Here is a 23,500-nt window from a genome sequence, read left to right as displayed (position 1 = left end):
TGCTCAGGAATCAAGACATTCTCTTCTCATTTGCCTTCGCCTTCGTGCCTACAAAGACAAACGCTTTCTTTCCGTCTCCTACATATGGTCAAGTGCTTRTCGCTTTCTTCGTTTCTCGGCTCTGTCAWCTGCTCAGGAATCAAGACATTCTCTTCTCATTTGCCTTCGCCTTCGTKCCTACAAAGACAAACGCTTTCTTTCCGTCTCCTACATATGGTCAAGTGCTCGCTTGCTTCGTTTCTCGGCTCTGTTATTTGATCAGGGATCTTGATATTCATTTCCCATTTGCCTTCGCCTTCGTGCCTACAAAGAAATTATCTCAACTTTTTCCCAATTTATAAATGAACGATCATTAGGCATCCTGTAACTGATGCAATCGCTCTTCCATTCTTTTCTTATCTCGCTCGAGTATAGGCTTTAAATATTTCCCTGTATAAGAAGCCTTTTCCTCTGCTACCTGCTCTGGTGTACCTTCGGCAATAATCATACCGCCTTTGTCTCCACCTTCAGGACCCAGGTCAATGATATGATCAACGGTTTTGATTACATCTAAATTATGTTCTATCACTAATACTGTATCTCCATTGTCAACAATTCGGTGTAAAACAGATAATAAACGAGAAATATCATCGACATGTAATCCCGTAGTCGGTTCATCTAAAATGTAAATCGTCTTACCAGTTGAACGCTTATGCAACTGAGAAGCTAATTTCACTCGTTGTGCTTCCCCACCAGAAAGGGTTGTAGCCGGTTGCCCTAAGCGAATATAACCGAGACCCACATCCACTAAAGTTTGAATTTTTCTTTGGATTTTTGGGATATTAGCAAAGAAATCTAATCCTTCTTCTACGGTCATCTCTAGAACATCAGCAATGGTCTTGCCTTTATATTTTATTTCTAACGTTTCTCGATTATATCTTTTTCCGTCACAAACTTCACATGGAACATATACATCTGGCAAGAAATGCATTTCAATCTTAATAATTCCATCTCCACGACATGCTTCACATCGTCCACCTTTTACATTAAAACTAAAGCGGCCCTTTTTATAACCACGAACCTTTGCTTCATTTGTTATCGCAAAAACATCACGGATATCGTCAAAAACACCTGTATACGTTGCTGGATTAGAACGAGGTGTCCTCCCGATTGGCGATTGGTCTATTTCAATGACTTTATCGATAAAGTCTAACCCTACTATCTCTTTGTGTTGGCCCGGTTTTTCTTTAGAACGATACAATTTTTGCGCCAATGCCTTATAGACAATTTCATTAATTAACGTACTTTTTCCTGATCCAGAAACGCCCGTTACAGCTAAAAATAACCCTAATGGAAAGTCTACAGAAACATTCTTTAAGTTATTCTCTTCGGCTTTTTTTACTGTTAAAAAGCGGCCATCATGCTCGCGTCTTTTTTCAGGGATCGCAATGAATTTTTTTCCAGATAGATACTGTCCTGTTAAAGAATTATCATCCTCCATTATTTCTTGCGGACTACCTTCTGAAGTAACATTCCCACCATGAATCCCTGCTCCTGGCCCAATATCAATAAGATAGTCTGCAGCAAGCATAGTGTCTTCATCATGCTCGACAACAATTAGTGTATTCCCTAGGTCCCTCATATATTCTAAGGTTTCAATTAAACGATCATTATCTCGTTGATGCAATCCTATAGAAGGTTCGTCTAAAATATAAAGTACACCCATTAATGCCGAACCAATTTGAGTGGCTAGTCGTATCCGCTGCGCTTCTCCACCAGAAAGTGACCCTGCTGAACGACTTAATGATAAATAATCAAGACCGACATTATTAAGAAATCCTAAACGGTCTTCAATTTCTTTGATAATTAATCGTGCAATTGCCCGATCCTTTTCATTTAATTCAATACTTTTAAAGAATGTCAGTGCATCTTTTACAGATAAGGAAGTTATTTCTCCTATATGTTTTTCATCAACATAAACAGCCAACATTTCCTTTTTCAAACGATAACCTTTGCAGGTTGGACATGCTCGTTCTGCCATATAAGCTTCCATTTGCTCACGTATATAATCAGAGCTTGTCTCATGATATCTTCTAGATACGTTTTGTACGACTCCCTCAAAATTTATATGGTTTTCTCGTACTTGACCAAACTCATTCTCATACCTAAAATAAATTTTCTCCTGACCACTTCCATATAATATCTTATCCATTAACGTATCTGGTATATCTTTAACAGGTTGATCTAAACTAATCCCATAATGATCACAGACAGCCGCTAATAATTGAGGATAGTATTGTGAGCTGGTTGGCTCCCATGGAGCTATCGCATGCTCTTTTAAGGTTTTATCTTTATCAGGAATAATTAAATCTAAATCGACTTCTAGCTTTACTCCTAATCCATCACATTTAGGACAGGCTCCAAATGGACTATTAAAGGAGAACATTCTCGGCTCTAGTTCTGGTATTGAGAATCCACACTCTGGACATGCATGGTGTTGGCTAAATAACAATTCCTCACCATCAATCACATCGACTAACACTCTACCGTCTGCTAAACCTAAAGCCGTTTCAAGCGAATCAGCTAAACGTGACTCTACTCCCTCTTTCATCACTATACGGTCAATCACTACTTCTATTGTATGTTTTTTATTTTTTTCTAATTCGATGTCTTCTGCCACTTCGCGCATTTCTCCATTTACACGCACTCGTACAAACCCTTGCTTCTTAATTTCTTCCAATGTTTTTACATGTGTGCCTTTGCGACCGGAAATAAGAGGTGCTAGTATTTGCATTTTTGTCCGTTCAGGAAACTCCTTTAAACGGTCAACCATTTGTTGTACGGTTTGGGAGGAAATTTCTATACCGTGCTTTGGACAAACAGGGTGTCCTATTCGTGCGTATAGAAGTCGTAAATAATCAAAGATTTCTGTTACTGTACCTACTGTTGAACGAGGGTTTCGACTTGTTGTTTTTTGATCAATCGAAATCGCAGGTGAAAGTCCTTCAATGGTATCTACATCTGGTTTATCCATCTGCCCTAAAAATTGTCTAGCATAAGCGGAAAGAGATTCAACATATCTTCTTTGCCCTTCAGCATAAATCGTATCAAAAGCTAGAGAGGATTTACCCGAACCAGATAAACCGGTTAGAACAACCAATTTATCTCTTGGAATGGTTACATCTATATTTTTCAGATTGTGAGAGCGCGCTCCCTTAACTACTATACTTTCTAATGCCATTCTTTTGTCACCCTTCCGCTTTCAATTCTAAAATTAAATCTCTTAGCTCCGCTGCCCTTTCGAAGTTTAGAGCTTTAGCCGCTTCTTTCATTTCTTTTTCCATATTCTCAAGCATTTTCTGTTTTTCTATTTTATTTAACTTTTGCTTTGGAGCTTTGTTTTCGTAGCTTTCTTCTTCCTCAGCAACAAAAGTAGCTTGAATGACATCTGGTATCTTCTTTTGAATCGTTTTTGGACTAATTCCATGTTCCTTATTAAAATCTTTTTGAATTAGACGCCTTCTTTTCGTTTCCTCTATGGCTACAGTCATAGAGTTAGTCATTTTATCAGCATACATGATGACATGACCATTTTCATTTCGAGCAGCACGACCAATCGTTTGAATAAGAGAACGCTCTGATCGTAAAAAGCCTTCCTTGTCAGCATCTAGAATTGTAACTAAAGATACTTCCGGGATATCCAGCCCTTCTCTTAACAAGTTAATACCTATTAATACATCAAATGTACCTAATCTCAACTGTCTAATAATTTCGATTCTCTCTAACGTCTTTACCTCAGAGTGCAAATACCTAACTTTAATCCCTATTTCTTTCAGATAATCCGTTAAATCCTCCGACATTTTTTTCGTCAATGTAGTAACGAGAACTCGTTCATTTTTTTCTACTCTTTGATGAATTTCAGCAATTAGGTCATCTATTTGACCTTGAATAGGTCGTACTTCGATTTTTGGATCTAAAAGTCCTGTAGGACGAATAATTTGTTCAACCATCGTTGGTGTATGCTCCAGCTCATAAGGACCTGGCGTTGCTGATACATAAACTACCTGTCTCATCTTCTTCTCAAACTCTTCAAATTTTAGTGGACGGTTATCTAATGCTGATGGCAATCGAAATCCATGATTAACAAGGACCTCTTTTCGTGCACGGTCACCATTATACATTCCACGTACTTGCGGGACAGATACATGCGATTCATCCATGATTAATAGAAAGTCTTCAGGGAAGAAATCTAGAAGAGTATATGGAGTGACCCCCGCCTCTCTTAATGTTAAATGTCTAGAGTAATTTTCTATTCCTGAGCAGAATCCCATTTCTGCCATCATTTCTAAATCATATCTTGTTCTTTGCTCAAGTCGTTGAGCTTCTAATAATTTTCCATTCTCATGAAGCTCTTTGAGCTGCTGTTCTAATTCTACTTCTATATTTTTAATGGCCAGTTTCATTTTTTCTTCTCTCGTCACAAAGTGAGAGGCAGGGAAAATGGCTACATGATTTCGCTCGCCTTTAATCTCTCCTGTTAGAGCGTCTACCTCGGTAATTCGGTCAATTTCATCACCAAAAAATTCTATCCTTATACATTGTTCATCCCTTGAGGCCGGAAAAATCTCAACAACATCGCCTCTTACACGGAAGGTACCACGCACAAAATTCATATCGTTTCGATTATATTGAATATCAACTAAATCTCGCAGCAGTTGATTTCTTTCCAGCTCCTGTCCTGTTCTTAATGAAACCATCATCTCTCGATACTCTTCCGGTGAACCTAAACCATATATACAAGAAACACTCGCAATAATGATTACGTCTTTTCTCTCTAACAAAGCACTTGTTGCAGCATGTCGAAGCTTATCTATTTCATCATTAATGCTAGCATCCTTCTCAATATAAGTGTCAGATGACGGTACATATGCCTCTGGCTGGTAGTAATCATAATAGCTAACGAAATATTCAACAGCGTTATTTGGAAAAAAGTCTTTAAATTCACTATATAATTGTCCAGCTAACGTTTTATTATGAGCCATAACTAATGTAGGCTTATTAATTTGTTGAATAACATTCGACATAGTAAAGGTTTTCCCTGTACCAGTTGCACCTAATAAGGTTAAATGTTTTTCTCCATTTTCAATTCCGTTTACAAGCTGTTTTATCGCCTCTGGTTGATCACCACTTGGCTGATATTGAGAAACTAGCTCAAACTTTTTATCCAAGGGAACTCCTCCTTTTACGAACAAACGATCTATTCCTATAGTATAGCATATATTATAAAAAATAAAACTAATTATCGAACGTATGTTTTATAATTATTTATTAATATACTTCCTTTTTTCATCATTCCCCTTTTCACTAACCACAAACAAAATAAATAGAAATTGAGAGTTCTAAAAAAGAGAAAAAAGAGTCGATATCGACTCTTTTACATACCCGGCTTTTTTTTCAAGATCTTGCTTGAAAAAAATAATCCTATCATATACGAAATAATTGATAATACTATTAAATACCATGCCATTTCTAATACATTTACAGCAAAAATTAAAATCATCCATGTTACTATCGAGCTTCCAATTATACTAAAGGTTACTCTCGTTACTATTAACATGGCTAAAAATGGGATGATGCTTACAAGAAAAAACTCCATAAAATGCCCCTTTTAATAATAGGAAAATCTATAAATAATTAAATAACTGAATCCTGTAAATCTTGTTCCGTCTTTACTAATAATACACCAAGTTGATGATGCTCTCCAACATAAAGTGCTCCTTGAGCAAATCGGACTTCATGAGCATAATCTTTCACTTCTAGCTTACAAAATGCAGAATTTAATTGAAGTGCTTCATAAAATTCATGCTCATTATGAACAGCTTGTCCATTAACCTTGGTTATCGTTTCTCCTATTTTTATGCTCATTTTCTCTGCTGGACTTCCAGGAAGAATACCTAATACCGTACAGCCTTGATCTTTTGCTGTAAAAAATGGTGCAGACTGCTTTTCTTTTGATCGAGTAATGAAGCTAATTGCTTCACGAGCAAGAATCGCTAATATAGCAATGCCTAATGAAATAATAGGAAAGAAATAAGCAGTAACAGTTAAACCAACCATTAATACCGAAAATAGTAGTAGCGAGCGGTTCAATCTTTTTATAGCCTTTGCAGGTATATTTGATTTAAATAAATGGTGAAAGCCTATTAAAAAAGGTACCAGTACTGGCTGTAATTGCGTTTCACCAAGTGATATAACTGGCCAAAAATCAAATGTAGGAATGATTCCATTTGGAATAAATAATACAACAGGAATAACCCAAAGACGCTTGACTTCATGCTGTCCAACCCATTTACCTCTTTTACTTCTCTGTAGGTTAGGAGATGTAAATTTGTGACCACTTCTCATAACCAGAATGGTTTCCACTAATAATAAAGTGGCTAAAAGAATAACCATTGTTATAAGGGGTATATCAGAAACATAGTTATATAAATCCGTTAAGCTGCTATATCCTCCTACCAGTGGTTCTAGTGATAGAATAATTATCATAATCCCTAAAGCATATACGGGAGAGATCCATCTAATTTGTGTCGTAATGGCTAATATAAAATATACAGCAAATAACAATATTAGAAATGGTAAAGAAACAACTATTCCAAGAGCTGCCGTAATAATTGAGAATACTAAACCAATAATTAAAGATTGCCAAAAAGGAACAATAATGTCAGCTCTTCGCGCAAAAACTCTTGTATTAAAAGCATTTCTTTCTTTATTAACTCTTTGATTAGCTAAAATAAAGATAATCAATAACCCCAAATAAAATAAAGGATTCATAAAAAAGCTTCCAATTGTTATTCCAACTGTTATGAGTATATCAATTAACATGTTCTCTACCCTCCAAGTCTCTTCTATCATTAAACATACCACAAAGCAGAGATGAATACAGCAGGAAATGAGACTTAATTATAAACTCGAGTTTATTCGATTTATTTCTACACTTCGTTTACTTTTATTTCCCGAAAAATAATGAAATCAATCGCAATAACTACTACTATATAAAAACAAACGTTTTTGCTCGACACCATTTTGACTAATCACCTACGTACAAACATTTAATGACCAGCTATGAAAAAGATTATTTTAAAAACGAGTGGTACAATACTTATAAATGAATGACTTCACTCATCATAAGCGCTTGGCTGTTCGCTCCTCCAAGACACTCAGCGGTCATGGCTCCGAACGAACTTTTTTATAAGAGGATTTCGGCATAGCCACTTCCTGCCATAGAAGTGTCCGTTTCTTGTGTTCGCTAGATTTCATAGAGTATCTACAAATTCAACAGGACCCTCCTTCTTTTAATAAGAAGGAGGGTCCTGTTTGCTATCCAATACAAAACATTTCAAGTTTCGCTTCATGAGCTTTATTTGATTATTTTTGCTCTACGACTAATTCAATCGCTTTTTTAAGTTGCTCATCATTTTCTCGGTCACGGACTTTTTCAATAATTTCTGTTTGTAAAACTCCCGCTGTATCTTCATCAATTTCTCCAGTTACCGATAAGCTTTGATCAGACTGGAATTGCTCGACAGCAGCTTTTGTTTCTTCATCGAAATAGCCGTCCTCTCTTTCTAAATCATACCCTAATCCTATTAACATGACTTGAGCACTTCTAATTTGTTCGTTCATCATTTCTAATTTAAGAGGCTCTTCAGCTAAGACTGGTGTGACATAAAAGTATTCAGGCTGTTTAACTTCAACTGTCGGGTCTACACCTTCAGTGTGAATGTTATTACCTGCTGATGTTAACCAACGATATAAGGAAAGCTTTAACTGACTTCCATCACCCATTGGAATGGTTTGTTGAACCGTCCCTTTCCCAAAGGTTGTTAAACCGACCACATCATAGCCACCTGCCTCAATTAAAGCGGCAGATAAAATTTCTGAAGCCGAAGCACTCGCTCCATCCGTAATTCCTACTATCGGATAAGACTTCGTTTCATTTAATGAAGAAATATGACGTTCCTTTTCGCCGTCTCTATTTTCAATTTGGACAATTGGTTCGCCACCTGGAATAATCATGCTACCAATATCCTCAACAGATTTTAAATAACCACCTGGATTTCCACGTACATCAATGACTAAACCGTCCATCTCTTTAGCTTCTAATTCTTTTAATGCTTCTTCAAATCGCTCAGCTGTATCAACAGAGAATGAAGAAATTACAATGTAGCCAATTTTGGAACCATCTTGTTCAATTAATTCACTCGTTAATGTCTCAATTGGAATTTCATCACGAACGACATCAAAATCAATTAAATCACTTACACCTGGTCTTTCAATCGTAAGTCGAACTGTAGTTCCTTTTTCACCGCGAATTTGCAGAACAGCTTCATTTAACGTTAAATCTTCAATTTCTTCTCCATCGATCTTGATAATTTGATCATTTGGCTGAAGCCCTACTTTTTCGGCAGGAGAATCTCTAATTGGAGCAACAATAGTCACTCTTCCATTTTGCATGCTTACTTCAGCACCTATTCCCTCAAAATGAGAGTCTAAAGATTCTTCAAATTGATGAGCCATTTCTTGATCCATATAATCTGAGTATGGGTCCTCTAATGTTTCTAGCATCCCTTTTATGGCGCCTTCAATTAATTCATCCTGCTCTACTTCATCAATATATTGATCTTCTATAATCTTTAGTGCCATTGTAAATTTTTCAACTAATTCTTGTTCAGATAAATTTTCCTGACTTTCTGTGATTATGCTATTTCCATTATTGGCTGTACTCGCCACTTCTTCTGCTGGATTTAAATCAAATGTGTTGATTGCAAAGAAACCAACAAAACCTAAAGTAACAATCACACCTAAAAGAATGTATAACGAACGCTTGTTGCTCACATGACCACTCCTAGTTTAATTTAAACATTCTTTACTTCCATAAAGTAAATATTTTAACTTGTCCACATAGTAAACTGTATTTGACTCCATTTTATCATATGTCAACTCTAACGATAATATGTTCTTTGTATTTTCCACCATTTTAGACATTACAAAAGCAGAAGTCAAAGTGATAGGAAATCATTTTAAAAGTTTGTAATATAAAAAGGCATTTCATCAAAATATCTTTCATATTCAACTTATTTTCTATATATTGAAAATCCCCACGTCGATTGCCGTGAGGATTCATTTTTTATCATATATCACTAATTTTATGGAATATAATTAATAGGGTTAACAGAGTTGGTTTTATTGTTATTCCATCCACCCACATGAACTTCAAAATGTAGATGAGGTCCTGTCGATCTTCCCGTATTACCCATTAATCCAATCGTTTGTCCACGAGAAACCTTATCTCCAACACTTACATCCATTCTATCTAAATGAGCATACAAGGTCGAGATTTGTTGTCCATCGACAATGTGACTAATAATAATATAGTTTCCATAGCTATCAGACCATGTTGCGGTAATAACCTGTCCCGCATCTGCTGCAAAAATTGGGTCATAGCCTGTACCACTTCGTCTAAAGTCAATACCATGGTGCATACTTCCACCAAACTCATTATTCGGTCCAAAAGAACCACGATAGCCATAATGAGAAGAGATAGCTCCTTGAGCTGGTCTTACAAAAATAGCATTAGAGGCTGGAGCTTGCACTGACGTTGACTGACTAGGGGTGTTATTACTTCCACCTGATTGACTAGCAGAGCTGTTATTAGATGATGAACCAGAAGTTTGGACTTTCGTTTCACTTTCCTTTGCTTTTTGAGCTGCTTCTGCTTTTCTTGCTTCTTCAGCTTTACGAGCTTCCTCTGCTTTTCGGGCTTCTTCTGCTAATCGCGCCTGTTCTGCTTCATATTCAGCTAGCTGCTGTTTAAGTGCAGCTTCTTGAGCTTTTAATATTTGTTCCTCTTCTTCTTTTTCTAGAATATAATTATGTACATGGTCATGTTCTTCTTCTACTTGTGCTAATAATTCGTCTTTTACTGCTCTTTGACTATCAAGCTCTGCCTTCAAACTCTCAAATTCTTCTAAATGCCCTTGCAAGGTTACTAGATTTTCTTCTACCTTTGCCTTAGAATCTTCAAGAGCTAGTTGGTCAGCCATATGAGCTTCTAAGATATTGTGGTCTTGCTGAGCTATAACTGTAAAAGCCGTTAATCGATCTAATAAGTCACCAAAATCTCTAGCTTCCAAAATAACTTCTAAGTAATTAACGTCTCCAGATTGATACATGGAAACCGCTCTACTTTTTAGTAATTCATCTCGCTCTGCAATACGCTCTTCTAAAATTTTTATTTCTTCTCTTAATGTATTAATCTCATCTTCAACTTCAGCAATTTCAGCTTCTTTCGTTTTTATTTTCTCACTTGTTTCACTGAGGCTCTCATCGATTTGATTAATTTCCACATTAAGTCCAACCATTTCAATTTCTAAATGCTCTAATTCTTCTTCTTTACCTTTTACATCATCCTGCATGTCCGTTCTTTGCGACTCAACATCTGAAATCTTTTGCTTTAATTCTTCATTAGCATAAGCTGTCGTTTGCGACGCCGCTAATGCGGAGACAGCTACTACCGTAGCAGCCGTCATATACATAAGCTTTCTTTTCATTCAACCGTTCCTCCCTTTGGATTTGCCTGTTTTGGTTGTTTTACCGAGTCCGCTCGACTTAAACTCTTAAAAATTTTCTAACTGACATTACACTTCCCCATACACCTACTAACGCGCCAATTCCTAAAAGTAACAAACCTATTTGCCATACAAATGGGAATACCGGTAATAGGGAGAAGAAATTGTTCTCAAAACGATCCCCGTAATTCGAAATAAAATAGTGATAACCGAACCCTATCGCTGTAACAGGTATTAAAGAACCAATAATCCCTAGGAAAAGTCCTTCAACAAAGAATGGCCATCTTATAAATCCATTTGTTGCTCCAACTAATTTCATTATTTTAATTTCTCGTTTTCTAGCTACTATTGTTAGTTTAATTGTATTTGAAATTAAGAACATAGCCGTAAACATCATTCCAATTACCAAGACGACTCCCACTACTCTTGCCAAATTGGTAACAGCAAAAAGTCTTTCTACAAAATCCTGACCATATCTTATCTGGTCAATATAATTAAATTCGCTAATTTCATTGGCAACTTGCTCTGTTAATTGAGGATTTGAGGCTTGTACAACAAAAACGTCATTTAAAGGGTTTTCCTCTCTTATAGATTCAAACACCTCTCCTCTATCTTCTAAGCTATCAATTAACTGATTTAATCCTTGATCTTTGTCAACAAAAGTAACAGAATTCACATTTGGCAGACCTTCGATTTCCTCTCTCAGCACTTCCTGCTGATCATCATCGGCCGTCAAATCAATATAAACTCTAATTTCTACATCATCTTCAACTGCAGTAGCCAAATGATTAATGTTAAGAATGAGTAATAGGAATACTCCTACTACAAACAACATAATCGTAACGGCACTAATAGAAGCAAACGTCATCCAGCCATTACGACCAAGGTTTTTCGTTCCTTCTTTAAAATGCCGACCTAGGGTTCTAAGTTTCATATCCGTAATTCCCCCTGACTTCATCACGAACAATTCGGCCAGATTCAATCGCAATTACACGCTTTTTAATAGTGTTTACAATATCTTTATTATGTGTGGCCATTAAGATTGTCGTTCCTCTATGATTAATTTCATCAAGTACGTCCATTATTTCCCAAGCTGTCTCTGGGTCTAGATTCCCTGTAGGCTCATCGGCAATAAGCACTTCAGGCTGGTTAACAATCGCTCTTGCAATCGCGACCCTTTGTTGCTCTCCACCTGATAGCTCTGATGGAAAAGCTCTCGCCTTGTTCTTTAATTGCACAATATCTAAAACATCCATAACTTTTCTTTTAATAACATCTCGTTCTTCTTCAATAACTTCTAGTGCATAAGCAATGTTTTCATAAACATTTAATTGCTGCAAAAGTCTGAAGTCTTGGAAAACTACACCAATTCTTCTTCTTAAAAACGGGACATGTCTCTCCTTGATTTTTGCAATATTTGTGTTATCGACAAAAATCTCACCTTTTGAAGGCTTTTCTTCTCTATATATTAATTTTATAAAAGTCGATTTCCCAGCTCCACTAGGCCCAACTATATATACAAATTCACCTTTATCCACTTGGAAATTAATCCCATTAATTGCTTTTACATTATTTGGATATGCTTTCCATACATCTTTCATTTCAATCATGGTCATTTTATCACTTCCTTGCGCTCTCTTTTTTGCAAGACAATCTCAAACGACTGTGAACGCCTTGTTGTAGTTGGATTTATTCTATGTATAAACATGAAAAAATTGTAGAAATCACAACCTTTTTGAGTTCATTTGTCACATTGCTTTTTCATTATAACATTAAATAAAAACTCATGAGTTAGGATTTTTATTACAATTTCATTTCAAACTAGACATTGCAAACGCGTTCATCGTTATTATTGTAAATAGTGACCGTTTACAAAAAATGTAGAATCTTGTCGAATTAACTGTCCTCTATAAGCAAAGCAAATCCTCAAAGGTTATACAAAAATTCAGTCTATTCATATAGGATGTCTTTAAAATGTAATAATCAGGAGAAAATACTCATATGTAGGTATTTACACCTATTAAAGAGAGGTTTTTATTGTCACCCAAGAACGGGAAGCAACTATTGAGGATTTCTCTGCTTGGAGTTATTTTATTGACTATTCGAAGCTTTCCTATTTGACCGTTTTCGTGGTGAATAGATTGCTCCCTTTTGACCGTTCTTCTGATGCTGCTGCTTTTCCTTCCAATAGAGCTCACCTTTTTGACCGTTCTTCTGATGCGGCTCTCTTTTCGGGTGAATAGATTGCTTCCTTTTGACCGTTCTTCTGATACGGCTCTCTTTTCGGGTGAATAGCGCTTCTCCTTTTGACCGTTCTTCTGACGCAGCTCTCTTTTTGGGTGAATAGATTGCTTCCTTTTGACCGTTCTTCTGACGCGGCTCTCCTTTCGGGTGAATAGCGCTTCTCCTTTTGACCGTTCTTCTGATGAGGCTTACTTTTCGGGTGAATAGCGCTTCTCCTTTTGACCGTTTTCTTGGTACGGTTCTCTTTTCCTTCCAATAGAGTTCTTCCTTTTGACCGTTCTTCTGATGCTGCTGCTTTTCCTTCCAATAGAGCTCACCTTTTTGACCCTTCTTCTGACTTTGCTTACTTTTCCTTCCAATTGACCTTCTCCTTTTGACCTTTCTGATGGATTTGCGCTCTTTCCCTTCCAATAGAACTCTTCCTTTTAGACTCCGGTTAACGCACCTCCTGCATTTCAGCCAAACTGATTTTAATGAGCAAAGAGGCTTTCCTTTCTTCTATCTAAAATTAAAAAAAGGCTGTCATCCTCAAGTCATTTTTATGACTAGTTGGGACAGCCTTTTCATATTTATTGCTCAGAAATCCATAATGCTAAGTTTTCAGCCTCATCATCTGGAATATTAGGAAAAGCGGGCATTCCTCCTTTACCCTCTTTAATAATGGTATAAATTTCATCACTAGATAAACCATTATTTGTAAGGGCTGGACCTGCTCCACCTGCTAAATCACCACCATGACAGCCAATACAGCTTTGCTCATAAGAAGCTTCTGCTGCCGTTACATCAACTGTTCCTGATGCTTCTTCACCAGCATCATTTTCTTCTTCAGCTGGTGTTTCGTCTACAGGAGCTTCATCTACTGGATCTTCCCCAGGACCTGAATCTCCACCACCACAGGCTGTAAGAGAAACTAATAAGCCTAATGCTAATAAGTATTTTTTCATCTGTTTTCCCTCCTTTCCTGTTAAAAATCTTACATCATTAGTATAGCCTAAATTACTCAAGAGTTACTTCCTTTAAAACCTTCACCAAGAACTTCTGTTGCATTAGTAACCACAACAAAAGCCTTTGGATCAATGGATTTCACTATTTGTTTCAATTTTGTGACTTCACCCTGATTCACGACGCACATAAGGACATCTCTCTTCTCATTCGTATATCCTCCGTAGCCGTTTAGCTTTGTCACACCTCTATCGACTTCAAGTAAAATTCCATCTTTCACTTGGTCTTGATGCTCTGAGATAATTAAAGCTACCTTTGCATATCCTACCCCCATTTGGACAATATCAATCGTTTTTCCTGTAACAAATAAAGATATTAATGCATAAAGGGCTAATTCTAGTCCAAAAGTAAAAGCAGAAGCGATGACAATTAAGCCATCCATTATAAAAACAGCCGCTCCAATACTAATTCCGGTATATTTCTGAACGATTTGTGCGGCTAAATCAGTTCCTCCAGTACTAGCATTTGCTCTAAATACTATTCCTAAACCTAGCCCAACACCAATACCACCAAAAATTGCTCCTAATAGTGGATCTGCTACTCCCGAAGACCATCCACTTGTGATTAGAACGACAAATGGTAAAAATAAGGTACCAACTAATGTTTTAATTCCGTATTTTAATCCACCTAACAATAAAATCCCCATAATAAATAGTGGGATATTTAACGACCATTGTGTAAAAGCTGGCTCAAACCCAAAAACATGCTTTATTATAGTACTAAAACCACTTACTCCGCCTGACGCTATTTTGTTCGGAAGCAAAAATAAATTAAATGATATGGCTACAATTGCTGAACCGGTTAAAATATGAGCATATGTATATATAAAATCCCATTTTTTCCCTCTAATACGATGATTTCTATGTTTATTTCTCACTTATTATACCCCCTTGTCCAATTGTTGCTACTTTCTAGTATGCTTAAATCTATACAATCCTTGCGTAGTATAGCACTCGAATATAAATGCTGTAAATAAGAGCCCATTAACGTAGTAAAGGGACTAAGTATGGATGAATGAATGTTGAGACAGCTTATTTGGAGCATGACCATTTTCCATAACAAAAAACTCCTCTTTTCTGCGAGATGCAGGAAAAAGGAGTTTTAAATGAGTTCTTATACTTTAATCGTTGAACGAAGATAGGCATCAATAAAGCCATCTAAATCTCCATCCATCACACCATTTGTATTACCTATTTCAAAATTAGTGCGGTGATCTTTTACTAAGCTATACGGATGAAATACATAGGAACGGATTTGGCTTCCCCAACCAATTTCCTTCTGTTCCCCTCTTATTTCATCAAGTTGTTTTTGCTGTTCCTCTAATTTTAGTTGATAAAGTTTGGCTTTCATCATTTTCATCGCTTGTTCACGGTTTTTAATTTGAGATCTTTCGCTTTGACATGTAACAACTGTATTAGTTGGCAAATGTGTAATCCTTACAGCTGAATCTGTTGTATTAATATGCTGACCTCCAGCACCACTTGCTCGGTACGTATCAATTTTTAAATCCTCAGGTGAGATATCAATTTCAACATTGTCATCTAATTCGGGCATAATTTCACAGGATACAAAGGAAGTATGACGACGTCCAGAAGAATCAAAAGGAGAAATTCTTACCAGTCGATGAACTCCTTTTTCCGCTTTTAAATAACCATAAGCATTATGTCCTTTTATGAGAAGCGTTACACTTTTCACCCCAGCCTCATCACCAGGTAAATAATCCATCGTTTCAACCTTAAACCCTTTTGCTTCAGCCCAGCGGGTATACATTCTTAACAACATGGAAGCCCAATCTTGTGACTCAGTTCCTCCTGCTCCAGGATGTAGCTCTAAAATTGCATTATTTTTATCATATGGTTCGCTTAAAAGGAGCTGTAATTCAAATTCGTTCATGGCTTCTACTAGCTCTTTCACTCCTGAAAATAACTCTTCTGCTAATTCTTGATCATCTTCCTCTTTAACAAGCTCATAGGAAACCTCTAAATCCTCAAAGCTATCCTTTAACTTCAAAAACGTGTTAACTTGATCCTTTAGCGCATTAGATTCGTTAATAACTGTTTGAGCTTTTTCTTGATCATTCCAAAAATCAGGGTCTGTCATAAGTTCGTCTAGCTCAGCCATTCTCTCTTGCTTAACTTCTAAGTCAAAGAGACCCCCTAAAATCATTTAATCTTTTTGAAATCATTCCTAATTCTTGTTTTACCTCTACTAATTCCATTCCTTCACCTCATTAAATAATGTTCCCCTCAACAAATAGGTGAGGGGAATCTTAAATCGTTGTTTTTAACTTTTATGATTTATTCGTTTCCGCCATGACAGTTTTTGTATTTTTTTCCACTACCACAAGGACAGGGGTCATTACGACCAACCGTTACACTTTTTCGAACTGGTCGACGTTTTTTTTGTTCTTTTCCGTCTGTTTGCTGTACAGCTTTACCTTCTGCAACTTTTTGTCGCTCTAGATTTTGCTGAACTTGAGCTTTCATAATATACATGGCTACTTCTTCCTCTATAGAAGCAATCATTTGCTCAAACATTTCGAAGCCCTCAAAGCGATATTCTCTTAGCGGATCATTTTGCCCATATGCTCGCAAATGAATTCCTTGACGTAATTGATCCATTTGATCAATATGATTCATCCACTTTCGGTCAACAGTACGAAGCATAATCACTTTTTCAAATTCACGCATGTGCTCTGGCGTAAATTGTTCTTCTTTTTCATTATAATTTTCAATGACTTTATCGTAAATAAGCTCGGCAATTTCCTCAGAGTCTAAGCCCTTAATTTCCTTCTCCGTTAAGTCATCTTCTTTTAATAAGTTAGCTGTCATATAATTAACAATCGCTTGTAAGTCCCAATCCTCTGGCACTTCACTTTCAGGAGTTTGCAGCCTTACATTCGTCTCGACGACCGATTTAATCATGCTTTCTACAATTTTCCTTAAGTTTTCAGATTCAAGAACCTCATCACGTTGTTTATAAATAATCTCACGCTGCTCACGCATAACATCATCATATTGCAATATTTGCTTACGAGCATCAAAGTTATTTCCTTCTACTCTTTTTTGAGCCGTTTCCACTGCTTTCGAAACCATCTTACTTTCTATCGGTTGGTCTTCATCCATACCAAGTCTTTCCATCATAGAGCGCATATTATCCGATCCGAAACGACGCATGAGTTCATCTTCCATGGATAAATAAAATTGAGATGAACCTGGATCTCCTTGTCGACCAGAACGACCTCTTAGCTGGTTGTCTATTCGTCTACTTTCATGTCTTTCTGTACCAAGTACATGTAAGCCACCTAAGTCTAGGATACCGTCCCCTAATTTAATATCCGTTCCACGGCCCGCCATATTAGTAGCGATCGTTACGGAGCCTTTATGGCCTGCTTTCTCAATAATCTCTGCCTCGCGTTCATGATTTTTTGCATTTAATACATGGTGAGGTATTTTTCGTTTATTCAAAAGCTTTGATACTAATTCTGAGGTTTCTACACTTACGGTACCGACTAAAACGGGTTGACCCTTTTTATAAAGCTCGTCAATCTCATTAACAACAGCTTTAAATTTAGATTCCATTGTTTTGTAAATTAAATCAGCCTTATCGTCTCTTGCGATTGGTTTATTTGTTGGAATGACCATAACATCCATTCCATAAATATTGCGAAATTCTTCTTCTTCTGTTTTAGCTGTCCCAGTCATACCAGCTAGTTTTCCATACATTCTAAAATAGTTTTGGAAGGTAATCGAAGCAAGGGTCATGCTTTCTCTTTGAATTTCCATTCCTTCTTTCGCTTCAATGGCTTGATGTAATCCATCACTATAACGACGACCTTTCATCAAACGACCAGTAAATTGGTCAACGATGACAACTTCTCCCTCTTCGACAACATAGTCGGCATCACGATGCATGACCACATGAGCTTTTAATGCTTGTGAAAGGTGATGATTTAATTGAACATGCTTTTGATCATAAAGGTTTTCAATTCCGAAAGCACGCTCCGCTTTGTTTACCCCTTCTTCTGTCAATTGAACATTTTTTGTTTTCTCATCATACGTATAATCTTCTTCATTTTTTAAAACTCTTACAAAGGAATTGGCTTGTTGATAGAGCTGTGTCGAGCGTTCAACGGAGCCTGAAATGATAAGAGGTGTACGTGCTTCATCAATCAGAATAGAATCCACTTCATCAATTAAAGCAAAATATAGTGGTCTTTGGACTTTTTGCTCTTTATAAAGAACCATGTTATCTCGTAAATAATCAAATCCTAGCTCATTGTTCGTGCTATAAGTAATATCTGCTTGATAAGCCTTTTGTTTTTCTTCTTTTGATAGTCCATTCTCATTAAGACCTACCGTTAAGCCTAAAAAATCAAAGACTCTTCCGTAATTCTCCATATCACGGCTAGCTAAGTAATTATTAACCGTTACAATGTGTACTCCCTTACCTGCAAGAGCATTTAAGTAGACAGCAAGTGTACCCACTAAAGTTTTACCTTCACCCGTTTTCATTTCGGCTATATTTCCTTGATGAAGAGCTATGGCACCTAGTACTTGAACACGGTAAGGATACTCTCCTACTACTCTTCCCGCCGCTTCACGAGCAACCGCAAAAGCCTCAGGCAATAGCTTGTCTAGCTTTTCACCTTGCTGATATCGATTTTTAAAGCTCTCTGTTTGGGCTTTTAACTGTTCATCGCTTAGTTTTTTTATATCTTCTGCGAGCGCATCGATTTCATCTGCTATTTTTTCATTCTTTTTTAATTGACGCTGACTCGGATCACCAATCACTTTTTTTAACAAACCTATCATGAAATTCTTCCTCTCTTCTATTCAGCTTGTTCACACATATTCATTTTTCATTTATACACAGAATCTTAACTGATAAATATCGAATCCTCATTTTTTGAAAGTAATGAAGTGACTTACATGCATGATTTTATTAATTCTTCTGTTGCTTAATTTTAACAGGTTAAGCGCGTGCTTACAAGCAGACTCATACCAAGGAGGGTTATCGTTTATTTAAGTTCATGAAAGATTCATTCTTGTTCATTCCATTATAAAAAAACTATCTAGAAATGCTCCAATTGAATACCTTCATTATTCAAAAGAGGGTGAGATCATATGAATGAATGAGGAACTCCACACATGTTAGATGTTCGTCTGTTCGCTCTTCAATACACCGCATCAGGTGTGGTGCTGCCGAATGAACTTTTTTAAAAGCGGCTTTTGACATAACCACTTCCTCACAATGAATTCCCTGTGCCTTCCGTTCGCTAGATTTCGCCCTTTCTAAAAATAATTCAACAGAATCCACTTTCTTTACAAGAAGGAGGGTTCATTGTTAGTTAATGTGTTTTTCATCCTTACACATCATTTCAAGTTTCGCTATATGAGATGATTTAAAAACAGGGTATGTGCCAGCCTTATTCCAAAAAAAGTGATGGAGCTGCAATCAGCTCTCATCACTTTCGGCTTTTAATCATCTAAAAAACAATCTATTTATTAAGCCTCTGGCTCAATTAAACCATAGCGGCCATCTTTTCTCTTATAGACAACGTTTGTTCCACCACTAACGGCGTTTGAGAAAACAAAGAAGTTATGACCTAGCATATCCATCTGTAAAATCGCTTCCTCTGCGTCCATTGGCTTTAGATTAAAACGTTTTGTACGAACAACCTCTAACTCATCTTCCTGTGTTAAATCCTCTTCTTCTAAAGGTTCTAGCTCATTTTTAAACATATATTTCAAACTGCCTTCTTGGCGAAACTTACGATTTACTTTTGTTTTATGCTTGCGAATTTGACGCTCTAATTTTTCAATCACTACATCAATCGCTGCATACATATCGGTATGAACTTCTTCTCCTCTTAATAATAACTGTGGGAGAGGAATAGTAATTTCAATAATATGCTGACTGTTAAGAACTGTCATTTTCACATTCACATCTGCCACTGGAGTTGTATCAAAATACCGCTCTAACTTTCCTACTTTTTTCTCAACATATTCTCTTAAAGCTGGAGTTACTTCGATGTTTTCACCACGAATATTATATTGCATTTAAGAACTCCTCCTTTTCTAATTACCTTACTTCTACATACCCTAACAAAAAACCTTTTAAAACGTAAAATTTTCACTACGTTTTAAGCAACCACCTTATTTTATCCTTAAAAAGGTTATTAAGTTGGTATACTTTTATTATAATAGATTTTGTTGAAATAATCCAAAAATTAGATGCAAGAGACGAAGAAATGTCATAGAAAACTGAATTTTTTGTTACAACATAACTGACTACGTTTATTTTTTGGCTTTTAACATGTTCAATTGTTTTATACTACCTCTAAAAAAACGGAGCCAAAGCTGATAGTTTCTGTACAGCTGCTGTGCTTCTGTTATTGAAACCTCTTTAAACCGAAGAGTATCATTTGAGCGTGCCTGAGCTAGCTTAAATAAATCAACGGTAATAGCAGTAGCTAATCTAGGGTATCCACCAGTTGTTTGTCTATCAGCCATTAATACAATAGGATCCCCAGAAGCTGGAACTTGAATGGTTCCAAACATGATGGCATCAGATAAAATATCCTCCTTCCCTTTTTTTAACTCAATAGAATTTCCAATGAGGCGAAGCCCCATTCTATTAGACTGATTAGAAACTTTATAAACGGAGTTAAAAAAAGTTCGATAACTTTCTTTCTTAAAGCACCCAAAGTCAGGACCAACTATTACCCTAATTTCATATTGATCTTTATATTGAGGAATAATGCTTTTGGAGAATGCCGTTAAATGGCTTTTATTGGAGCTAAAATCTTCCCTACTTTGAAGAATATCACCCTCTTTAATCGCTCTGCCTTGAATACCACCTATTGCTGCTGCTAAGTATGTAGAATAACTTCCTAATATAAACTCAGCTTCAAAGCCTCCCTGAATGGCTAAGTATGCTCTCATACCTGATGAAGCTGCTCTAAAAGTTAACCGTTGTCCTTTTTTTATGTGGATACTTTTCCATAACTCAACCGCTTTTCCATCCAGCCGAGCATCTAAATCAGCTCCGGTTATACTAATAACCCCATCTACTAATGCCACGAGTGTTGGGCCGACTATACTTATTTCTAACACTGCTTCGTTCTCATCATTATTTACTAATATATTAGCGATTTCTGCTGCATAAGGATCCATCACTCCAGATACACTAATACCAGATTTCATATAATGATATCTACCTTTGTCTTGTATCGTTGTTAGTAATCCAGCTCTTTCTACATAAAAAGTGTCAAGTACCATGATGCTCGCCTACTTTTCTCACGTCGATTCCTTGCGATACTAACTGACTCCTGAGTTTTTTCAAAAATATAAATGCCTTATCTTCATCTCCATGTACACAAATCGTATCAACCTTTAAAGGTATTTTCTTTCCTGATACAGTAGGCATTTCTCCATTGGAGATGAGCTCCTTAATTCTTTTAGAAGCCATTTCAACATCGGTAATGACTGCATTTTTCTGCTCTCTTGGAGTCAACATTCCATTATTTTGATAGGTACGATCAGCAAACACCTCATGCGCTACACATAACCCGTGCTCTTCACCTATTTTGCTTAAAACACTTCCTGATAAACCAAATAATATTAAAGAATGATCTACTGCTTTGATGGCCTGGACAATCGCTTCTGCGACGGATGGATTAACGGATGCTAGGTTGTAGAGCGCTCCATGAGGCTTCACATGCTCTAATGATGTACCATATGCTTTACACATGCTAGATATCGCACCAATCTGGTATACGAGCATATCGAAAATTTCCTCAGATTTCATTGGAATAAACCTTCTCCCAAAGCCTTGTAAATCGGGATATCCTGGATGTGCTCCTATTGATACTTGATGCTTTTTAGCCATTTTTATTGTTTTTGCCATGACAGAATGGTCACCAGCATGGTATCCACAAGCTATGTTTACAGAGGACACGAGCGGAATGATTTCTTCATCTCTTCCGATTTTATAAGGGCCATATCCTTCACCTAAGTCACAATTTAAATCAATAAACATCAGCATCTCCTACCCATCTTATACAATAATCAGACCAGTTTCTTCTATATAATATACAATCAAGTTTTTTTGAACTTTTTTATGATTTATACATGATATAAACCATTAATCAATTATAATGGTTTTGCTTTCAATTTCTTCCAAGCTAATACTTTGAATATTCAACTGATATTCATCTTGTTCTACTAAAGCCTTTAACTTCTTATATTCTTCTAGGTCAATAGGTTGAAATTTTAAAAACATCCCAGCTTGTAGAATAACTGGTGGTTCCTTTTCTTTATTAAAAAGAGAAACAGGAGTTCGACCAATGATTCTCCAGCCTCCAGGAGATGAAACCGGATAAATGCCGGTTTGCTTCCCTCCTATTCCTACAGAACCTGCCTCTACATGAGTTCTCGGATTTGATAACCTAGGAGTGTAAAGCTCAGGTATTAAGCCACCTAAATAAGGAAACCCTGGAGCAAAGCCAATCATAAAAATCGGATAAATTTGTTTACTATGCCAATCTATTACTTCCTTCTGTGTAATAGCATGATAATCTGCGACATCTTGTAAATCTGGACCAAAATTTTCACCATAGCATACAGGTATTTCTACATAAGGTGGTCTTTCTAATTGAGATATTTCAATTTCTTTTAATGTTTCATTCAATGCTTTTTTAACTTCACTATAACACCTTTTAATTGGATTATATACGATGGTTAGTGCGGTATAACTAGGTAAAGAATGTTCAATAAAATCAAAATTCGCCTCCTCTAACATTTTACTGGCGACTTGAATTTTTTGCTGAGTACGTAAGGAAACCTCTTCACCAAAACCAATTCGAATTGCTCTTTCTCCAAGAGGTTCAATATCGAGTAGACCCATTTACTTTCCACCTCATCTATTCAATTTTAATCTTTTATCTTTTTATTACCCTATTCTTTGCTAAATAGAACCCATTTCACCTTTTCGATCTTTTAATAAAAACCGAGCTATTAGGTTTTTGATTTTTCACTTTAGGTAGATGCTTTCCCACAAGGGGTTGTCTTCAGCTCACTCTGACTACGCAGAGCTTCGTCAGAGTGGATCTTCAAACGGTGCTCATCCTTTAGGAGTCACTACCTACCGTTTCAATCAACCTGTTGATTCAATTACACTCAGGACATTTTTATAATCATTGTTCGGTTTCAATCATTTATAAAGCAATCATTAAATTGACTCAATATTCAAATTAATTTAATTATAGTATGAGTAAGAACGAACGTACACCCATCTTTTAGACTCGTTTTTCATGTCTGATTTATTCTTTTTTTACTATAAAATGTAAAAACCCGCCTCTGTTAAGAGACGGGTTGAATGGTTAATAGCTATGATTCATTTCCTACCCAGGAATGTGAATTAAAGCTTAACTACGTTTGCAGCTTGAGGTCCGCGAGCACCTTCAACGATTTCAAATTCTACGTCTTGACCTTCATCTAAAGATTTGAAACCTTCTGAGTTGATTGCTGAGAAGTGTACGAATACGTCATCTCCATCTTCACGCTCGATGAAACCAAAACCTTTTTCTGCATTAAACCATTTTACTTTTCCTTGCATGCTTTCACATTCCCTTCGTAAAAAAA

The 23,500-nt window shown here is 36.5% G+C and carries 18 protein-coding genes; all 18 read right to left on the bottom strand.

Translation table 11 applies throughout. The features are described 5' to 3' along the window. Positions 1 to 352: 352 nt before the first annotated feature. The 18 genes from uvrA to AZF04_RS04795 all read right to left on the bottom strand — a co-directional run bounded on the left by uvrA (position 353) and on the right by AZF04_RS04795 (position 23,474). Positions 353 to 3,220 (bottom strand): excinuclease ABC subunit UvrA, encoded by a 2,868-nt coding sequence (gene uvrA / locus AZF04_RS04880; protein ID WP_061947793.1) that lies wholly within the window; start codon positions 3,218 to 3,220, stop codon positions 353 to 355. A gap of 7 nt (positions 3,221 to 3,227) precedes the next feature. Further along, positions 3,228 to 5,207, bottom strand: coding sequence for an excinuclease ABC subunit UvrB (uvrB, locus tag AZF04_RS04875; RefSeq protein ID WP_061947792.1), 1,980 nt, complete (start codon positions 5,205 to 5,207; stop codon positions 3,228 to 3,230). 206 nt (positions 5,208 to 5,413) lie between these two features. Continuing rightward, entirely contained in the window at positions 5,414 to 5,635 is a 222-nt protein-coding gene (locus AZF04_RS04870) for a DUF2198 family protein (protein ID WP_061947791.1), read from the bottom strand. Positions 5,636 to 5,673: 38 nt separating this feature from the next. After that, positions 5,674 to 6,861: a PDZ domain-containing protein gene (locus AZF04_RS04865; RefSeq protein WP_061947790.1), complete on the bottom strand. Its 1,188-nt coding sequence runs from the start codon at positions 6,859 to 6,861 to the stop codon at positions 5,674 to 5,676. A 543-nt stretch (positions 6,862 to 7,404) separates the two neighbouring features. Next, on the bottom strand, positions 7,405 to 8,874 hold the full coding sequence (locus tag AZF04_RS04860) for a S41 family peptidase (protein ID WP_061947789.1): 1,470 nt from the start codon (positions 8,872 to 8,874) through the stop codon (positions 7,405 to 7,407). 311 nt (positions 8,875 to 9,185) lie between these two features. Next, entirely contained in the window at positions 9,186 to 10,589 is a 1,404-nt protein-coding gene (locus AZF04_RS21870; RefSeq protein ID WP_061947788.1) for a murein hydrolase activator EnvC family protein, read from the bottom strand. A gap of 58 nt (positions 10,590 to 10,647) precedes the next feature. Continuing rightward, positions 10,648 to 11,541 carry a permease-like cell division protein FtsX gene (gene ftsX / locus AZF04_RS04850; RefSeq protein WP_061947787.1) on the bottom strand — a complete coding sequence of 298 codons (894 nt, stop codon included), beginning with the start codon at positions 11,539 to 11,541 and terminating at the stop codon, positions 10,648 to 10,650. Continuing rightward, on the bottom strand, positions 11,531 to 12,217 hold the full coding sequence (gene ftsE, locus AZF04_RS04845; protein ID WP_045485252.1) for a cell division ATP-binding protein FtsE: 687 nt from the start codon (positions 12,215 to 12,217) through the stop codon (positions 11,531 to 11,533). The genes ftsX and ftsE overlap by 11 nt, the downstream gene beginning before the upstream one ends. A 481-nt stretch (positions 12,218 to 12,698) precedes the next feature. Beyond that, positions 12,699 to 13,262, bottom strand: coding sequence for a hypothetical protein (locus AZF04_RS04840; RefSeq protein ID WP_061947786.1), 564 nt, complete (start codon positions 13,260 to 13,262; stop codon positions 12,699 to 12,701). A gap of 158 nt (positions 13,263 to 13,420) precedes the next feature. Beyond that, a complete protein-coding gene (locus AZF04_RS04835; RefSeq protein ID WP_045485255.1) occupies positions 13,421 to 13,795 on the bottom strand; it encodes a c-type cytochrome in 375 nt (124 codons plus the stop codon). A gap of 56 nt (positions 13,796 to 13,851) precedes the next feature. Continuing rightward, entirely contained in the window at positions 13,852 to 14,730 is an 879-nt protein-coding gene (locus tag AZF04_RS04830; protein ID WP_061947785.1) for a YitT family protein, read from the bottom strand. A 236-nt stretch (positions 14,731 to 14,966) separates the two neighbouring features. Continuing rightward, positions 14,967 to 16,071, bottom strand: a protein-coding gene (prfB, locus tag AZF04_RS04825; RefSeq protein ID WP_144203034.1) for a peptide chain release factor 2 whose coding sequence is annotated in 2 segments (ribosomal slippage) — positions 14,967 to 15,998 and positions 16,000 to 16,071 — 1,104 coding nt in all. Because the reading frame shifts where the segments join, the coding sequence is not laid out codon by codon here. A 79-nt stretch (positions 16,072 to 16,150) separates the two neighbouring features. Continuing rightward, positions 16,151 to 18,667 (bottom strand): preprotein translocase subunit SecA, encoded by a 2,517-nt coding sequence (gene secA, locus AZF04_RS04820; protein WP_061947784.1) that lies wholly within the window; start codon positions 18,665 to 18,667, stop codon positions 16,151 to 16,153. Between the two features lie 693 nt (positions 18,668 to 19,360). Beyond that, positions 19,361 to 19,915, bottom strand: coding sequence for a ribosome hibernation-promoting factor, HPF/YfiA family (hpf, locus tag AZF04_RS04815; RefSeq protein ID WP_061947783.1), 555 nt, complete (start codon positions 19,913 to 19,915; stop codon positions 19,361 to 19,363). 237 nt (positions 19,916 to 20,152) lie between these two features. Then, on the bottom strand, positions 20,153 to 21,136 hold the full coding sequence (locus tag AZF04_RS04810; RefSeq protein WP_061947782.1) for a 5-oxoprolinase subunit C family protein: 984 nt from the start codon (positions 21,134 to 21,136) through the stop codon (positions 20,153 to 20,155). After that, positions 21,126 to 21,896 carry a LamB/YcsF family protein gene (locus AZF04_RS04805; protein WP_153017212.1) on the bottom strand — a complete coding sequence of 257 codons (771 nt, stop codon included), beginning with the start codon at positions 21,894 to 21,896 and terminating at the stop codon, positions 21,126 to 21,128. The genes AZF04_RS04810 and AZF04_RS04805 overlap by 11 nt, the downstream gene beginning before the upstream one ends. Positions 21,897 to 22,001: 105 nt before the next feature. Next, the gene (gene pxpB / locus AZF04_RS04800) at positions 22,002 to 22,763 is read right to left on the bottom strand and encodes a 5-oxoprolinase subunit PxpB (protein WP_061947781.1); all 762 of its coding nucleotides are present in this window, start codon (positions 22,761 to 22,763) and stop codon (positions 22,002 to 22,004) included. 513 nt (positions 22,764 to 23,276) lie between these two features. After that, positions 23,277 to 23,474, bottom strand: a complete 198-nt coding sequence (locus tag AZF04_RS04795; RefSeq protein ID WP_012960443.1) for a cold shock domain-containing protein — start codon at positions 23,472 to 23,474, stop codon at positions 23,277 to 23,279. Between the last annotated feature and the right edge of the window lie 26 nt (positions 23,475 to 23,500).

It is taken from the genome of Alkalihalobacillus trypoxylicola, from assembly GCF_001590785.1.
GTDB lineage: Bacteria > Bacillota > Bacilli > Bacillales > Bacillaceae_D > Alkalihalobacillus > Alkalihalobacillus trypoxylicola.
This window is presented reverse-complemented; position numbering and strand designations above follow the sequence as displayed.

Bases quoted from the DNA above. Each gene is read 5' to 3' on its own strand.
- uvrA (WP_061947793.1), bottom strand. From the start codon at position 3,220: ATGGCATTAGAAAGTATAGTAGTTAAGGGAGCGCGCTCTCACAATCTG.
- AZF04_RS04870 (WP_061947791.1), bottom strand. From the start codon at position 5,635: ATGGAGTTTTTTCTTGTAAGCATCATCCCATTTTTAGCCATGTTAATA.
- AZF04_RS04865 (WP_061947790.1), bottom strand. From the start codon at position 6,861: ATGTTAATTGATATACTCATAACAGTTGGAATAACAATTGGAAGCTTT.
- AZF04_RS21870 (WP_061947788.1), bottom strand. From the start codon at position 10,589: ATGAAAAGAAAGCTTATGTATATGACGGCTGCTACGGTAGTAGCTGTC.
- ftsX (WP_061947787.1), bottom strand. From the start codon at position 11,541: ATGAAACTTAGAACCCTAGGTCGGCATTTTAAAGAAGGAACGAAAAAC.
- ftsE (WP_045485252.1), bottom strand. From the start codon at position 12,217: ATGATTGAAATGAAAGATGTATGGAAAGCATATCCAAATAATGTAAAA.
- AZF04_RS04835 (WP_045485255.1), bottom strand. From the start codon at position 13,795: ATGAAAAAATACTTATTAGCATTAGGCTTATTAGTTTCTCTTACAGCC.
- secA (WP_061947784.1), bottom strand. From the start codon at position 18,667: ATGATAGGTTTGTTAAAAAAAGTGATTGGTGATCCGAGTCAGCGTCAA.
- hpf (WP_061947783.1), bottom strand. From the start codon at position 19,915: ATGCAATATAATATTCGTGGTGAAAACATCGAAGTAACTCCAGCTTTA.
- AZF04_RS04810 (WP_061947782.1), bottom strand. From the start codon at position 21,136: ATGGTACTTGACACTTTTTATGTAGAAAGAGCTGGATTACTAACAACG.
- AZF04_RS04805 (WP_153017212.1), bottom strand. From the start codon at position 21,896: ATGTTTATTGATTTAAATTGTGACTTAGGTGAAGGATATGGCCCTTAT.
- pxpB (WP_061947781.1), bottom strand. From the start codon at position 22,763: ATGGGTCTACTCGATATTGAACCTCTTGGAGAAAGAGCAATTCGAATT.
- AZF04_RS04795 (WP_012960443.1), bottom strand. From the start codon at position 23,474: ATGCAAGGAAAAGTAAAATGGTTTAATGCAGAAAAAGGTTTTGGTTTC.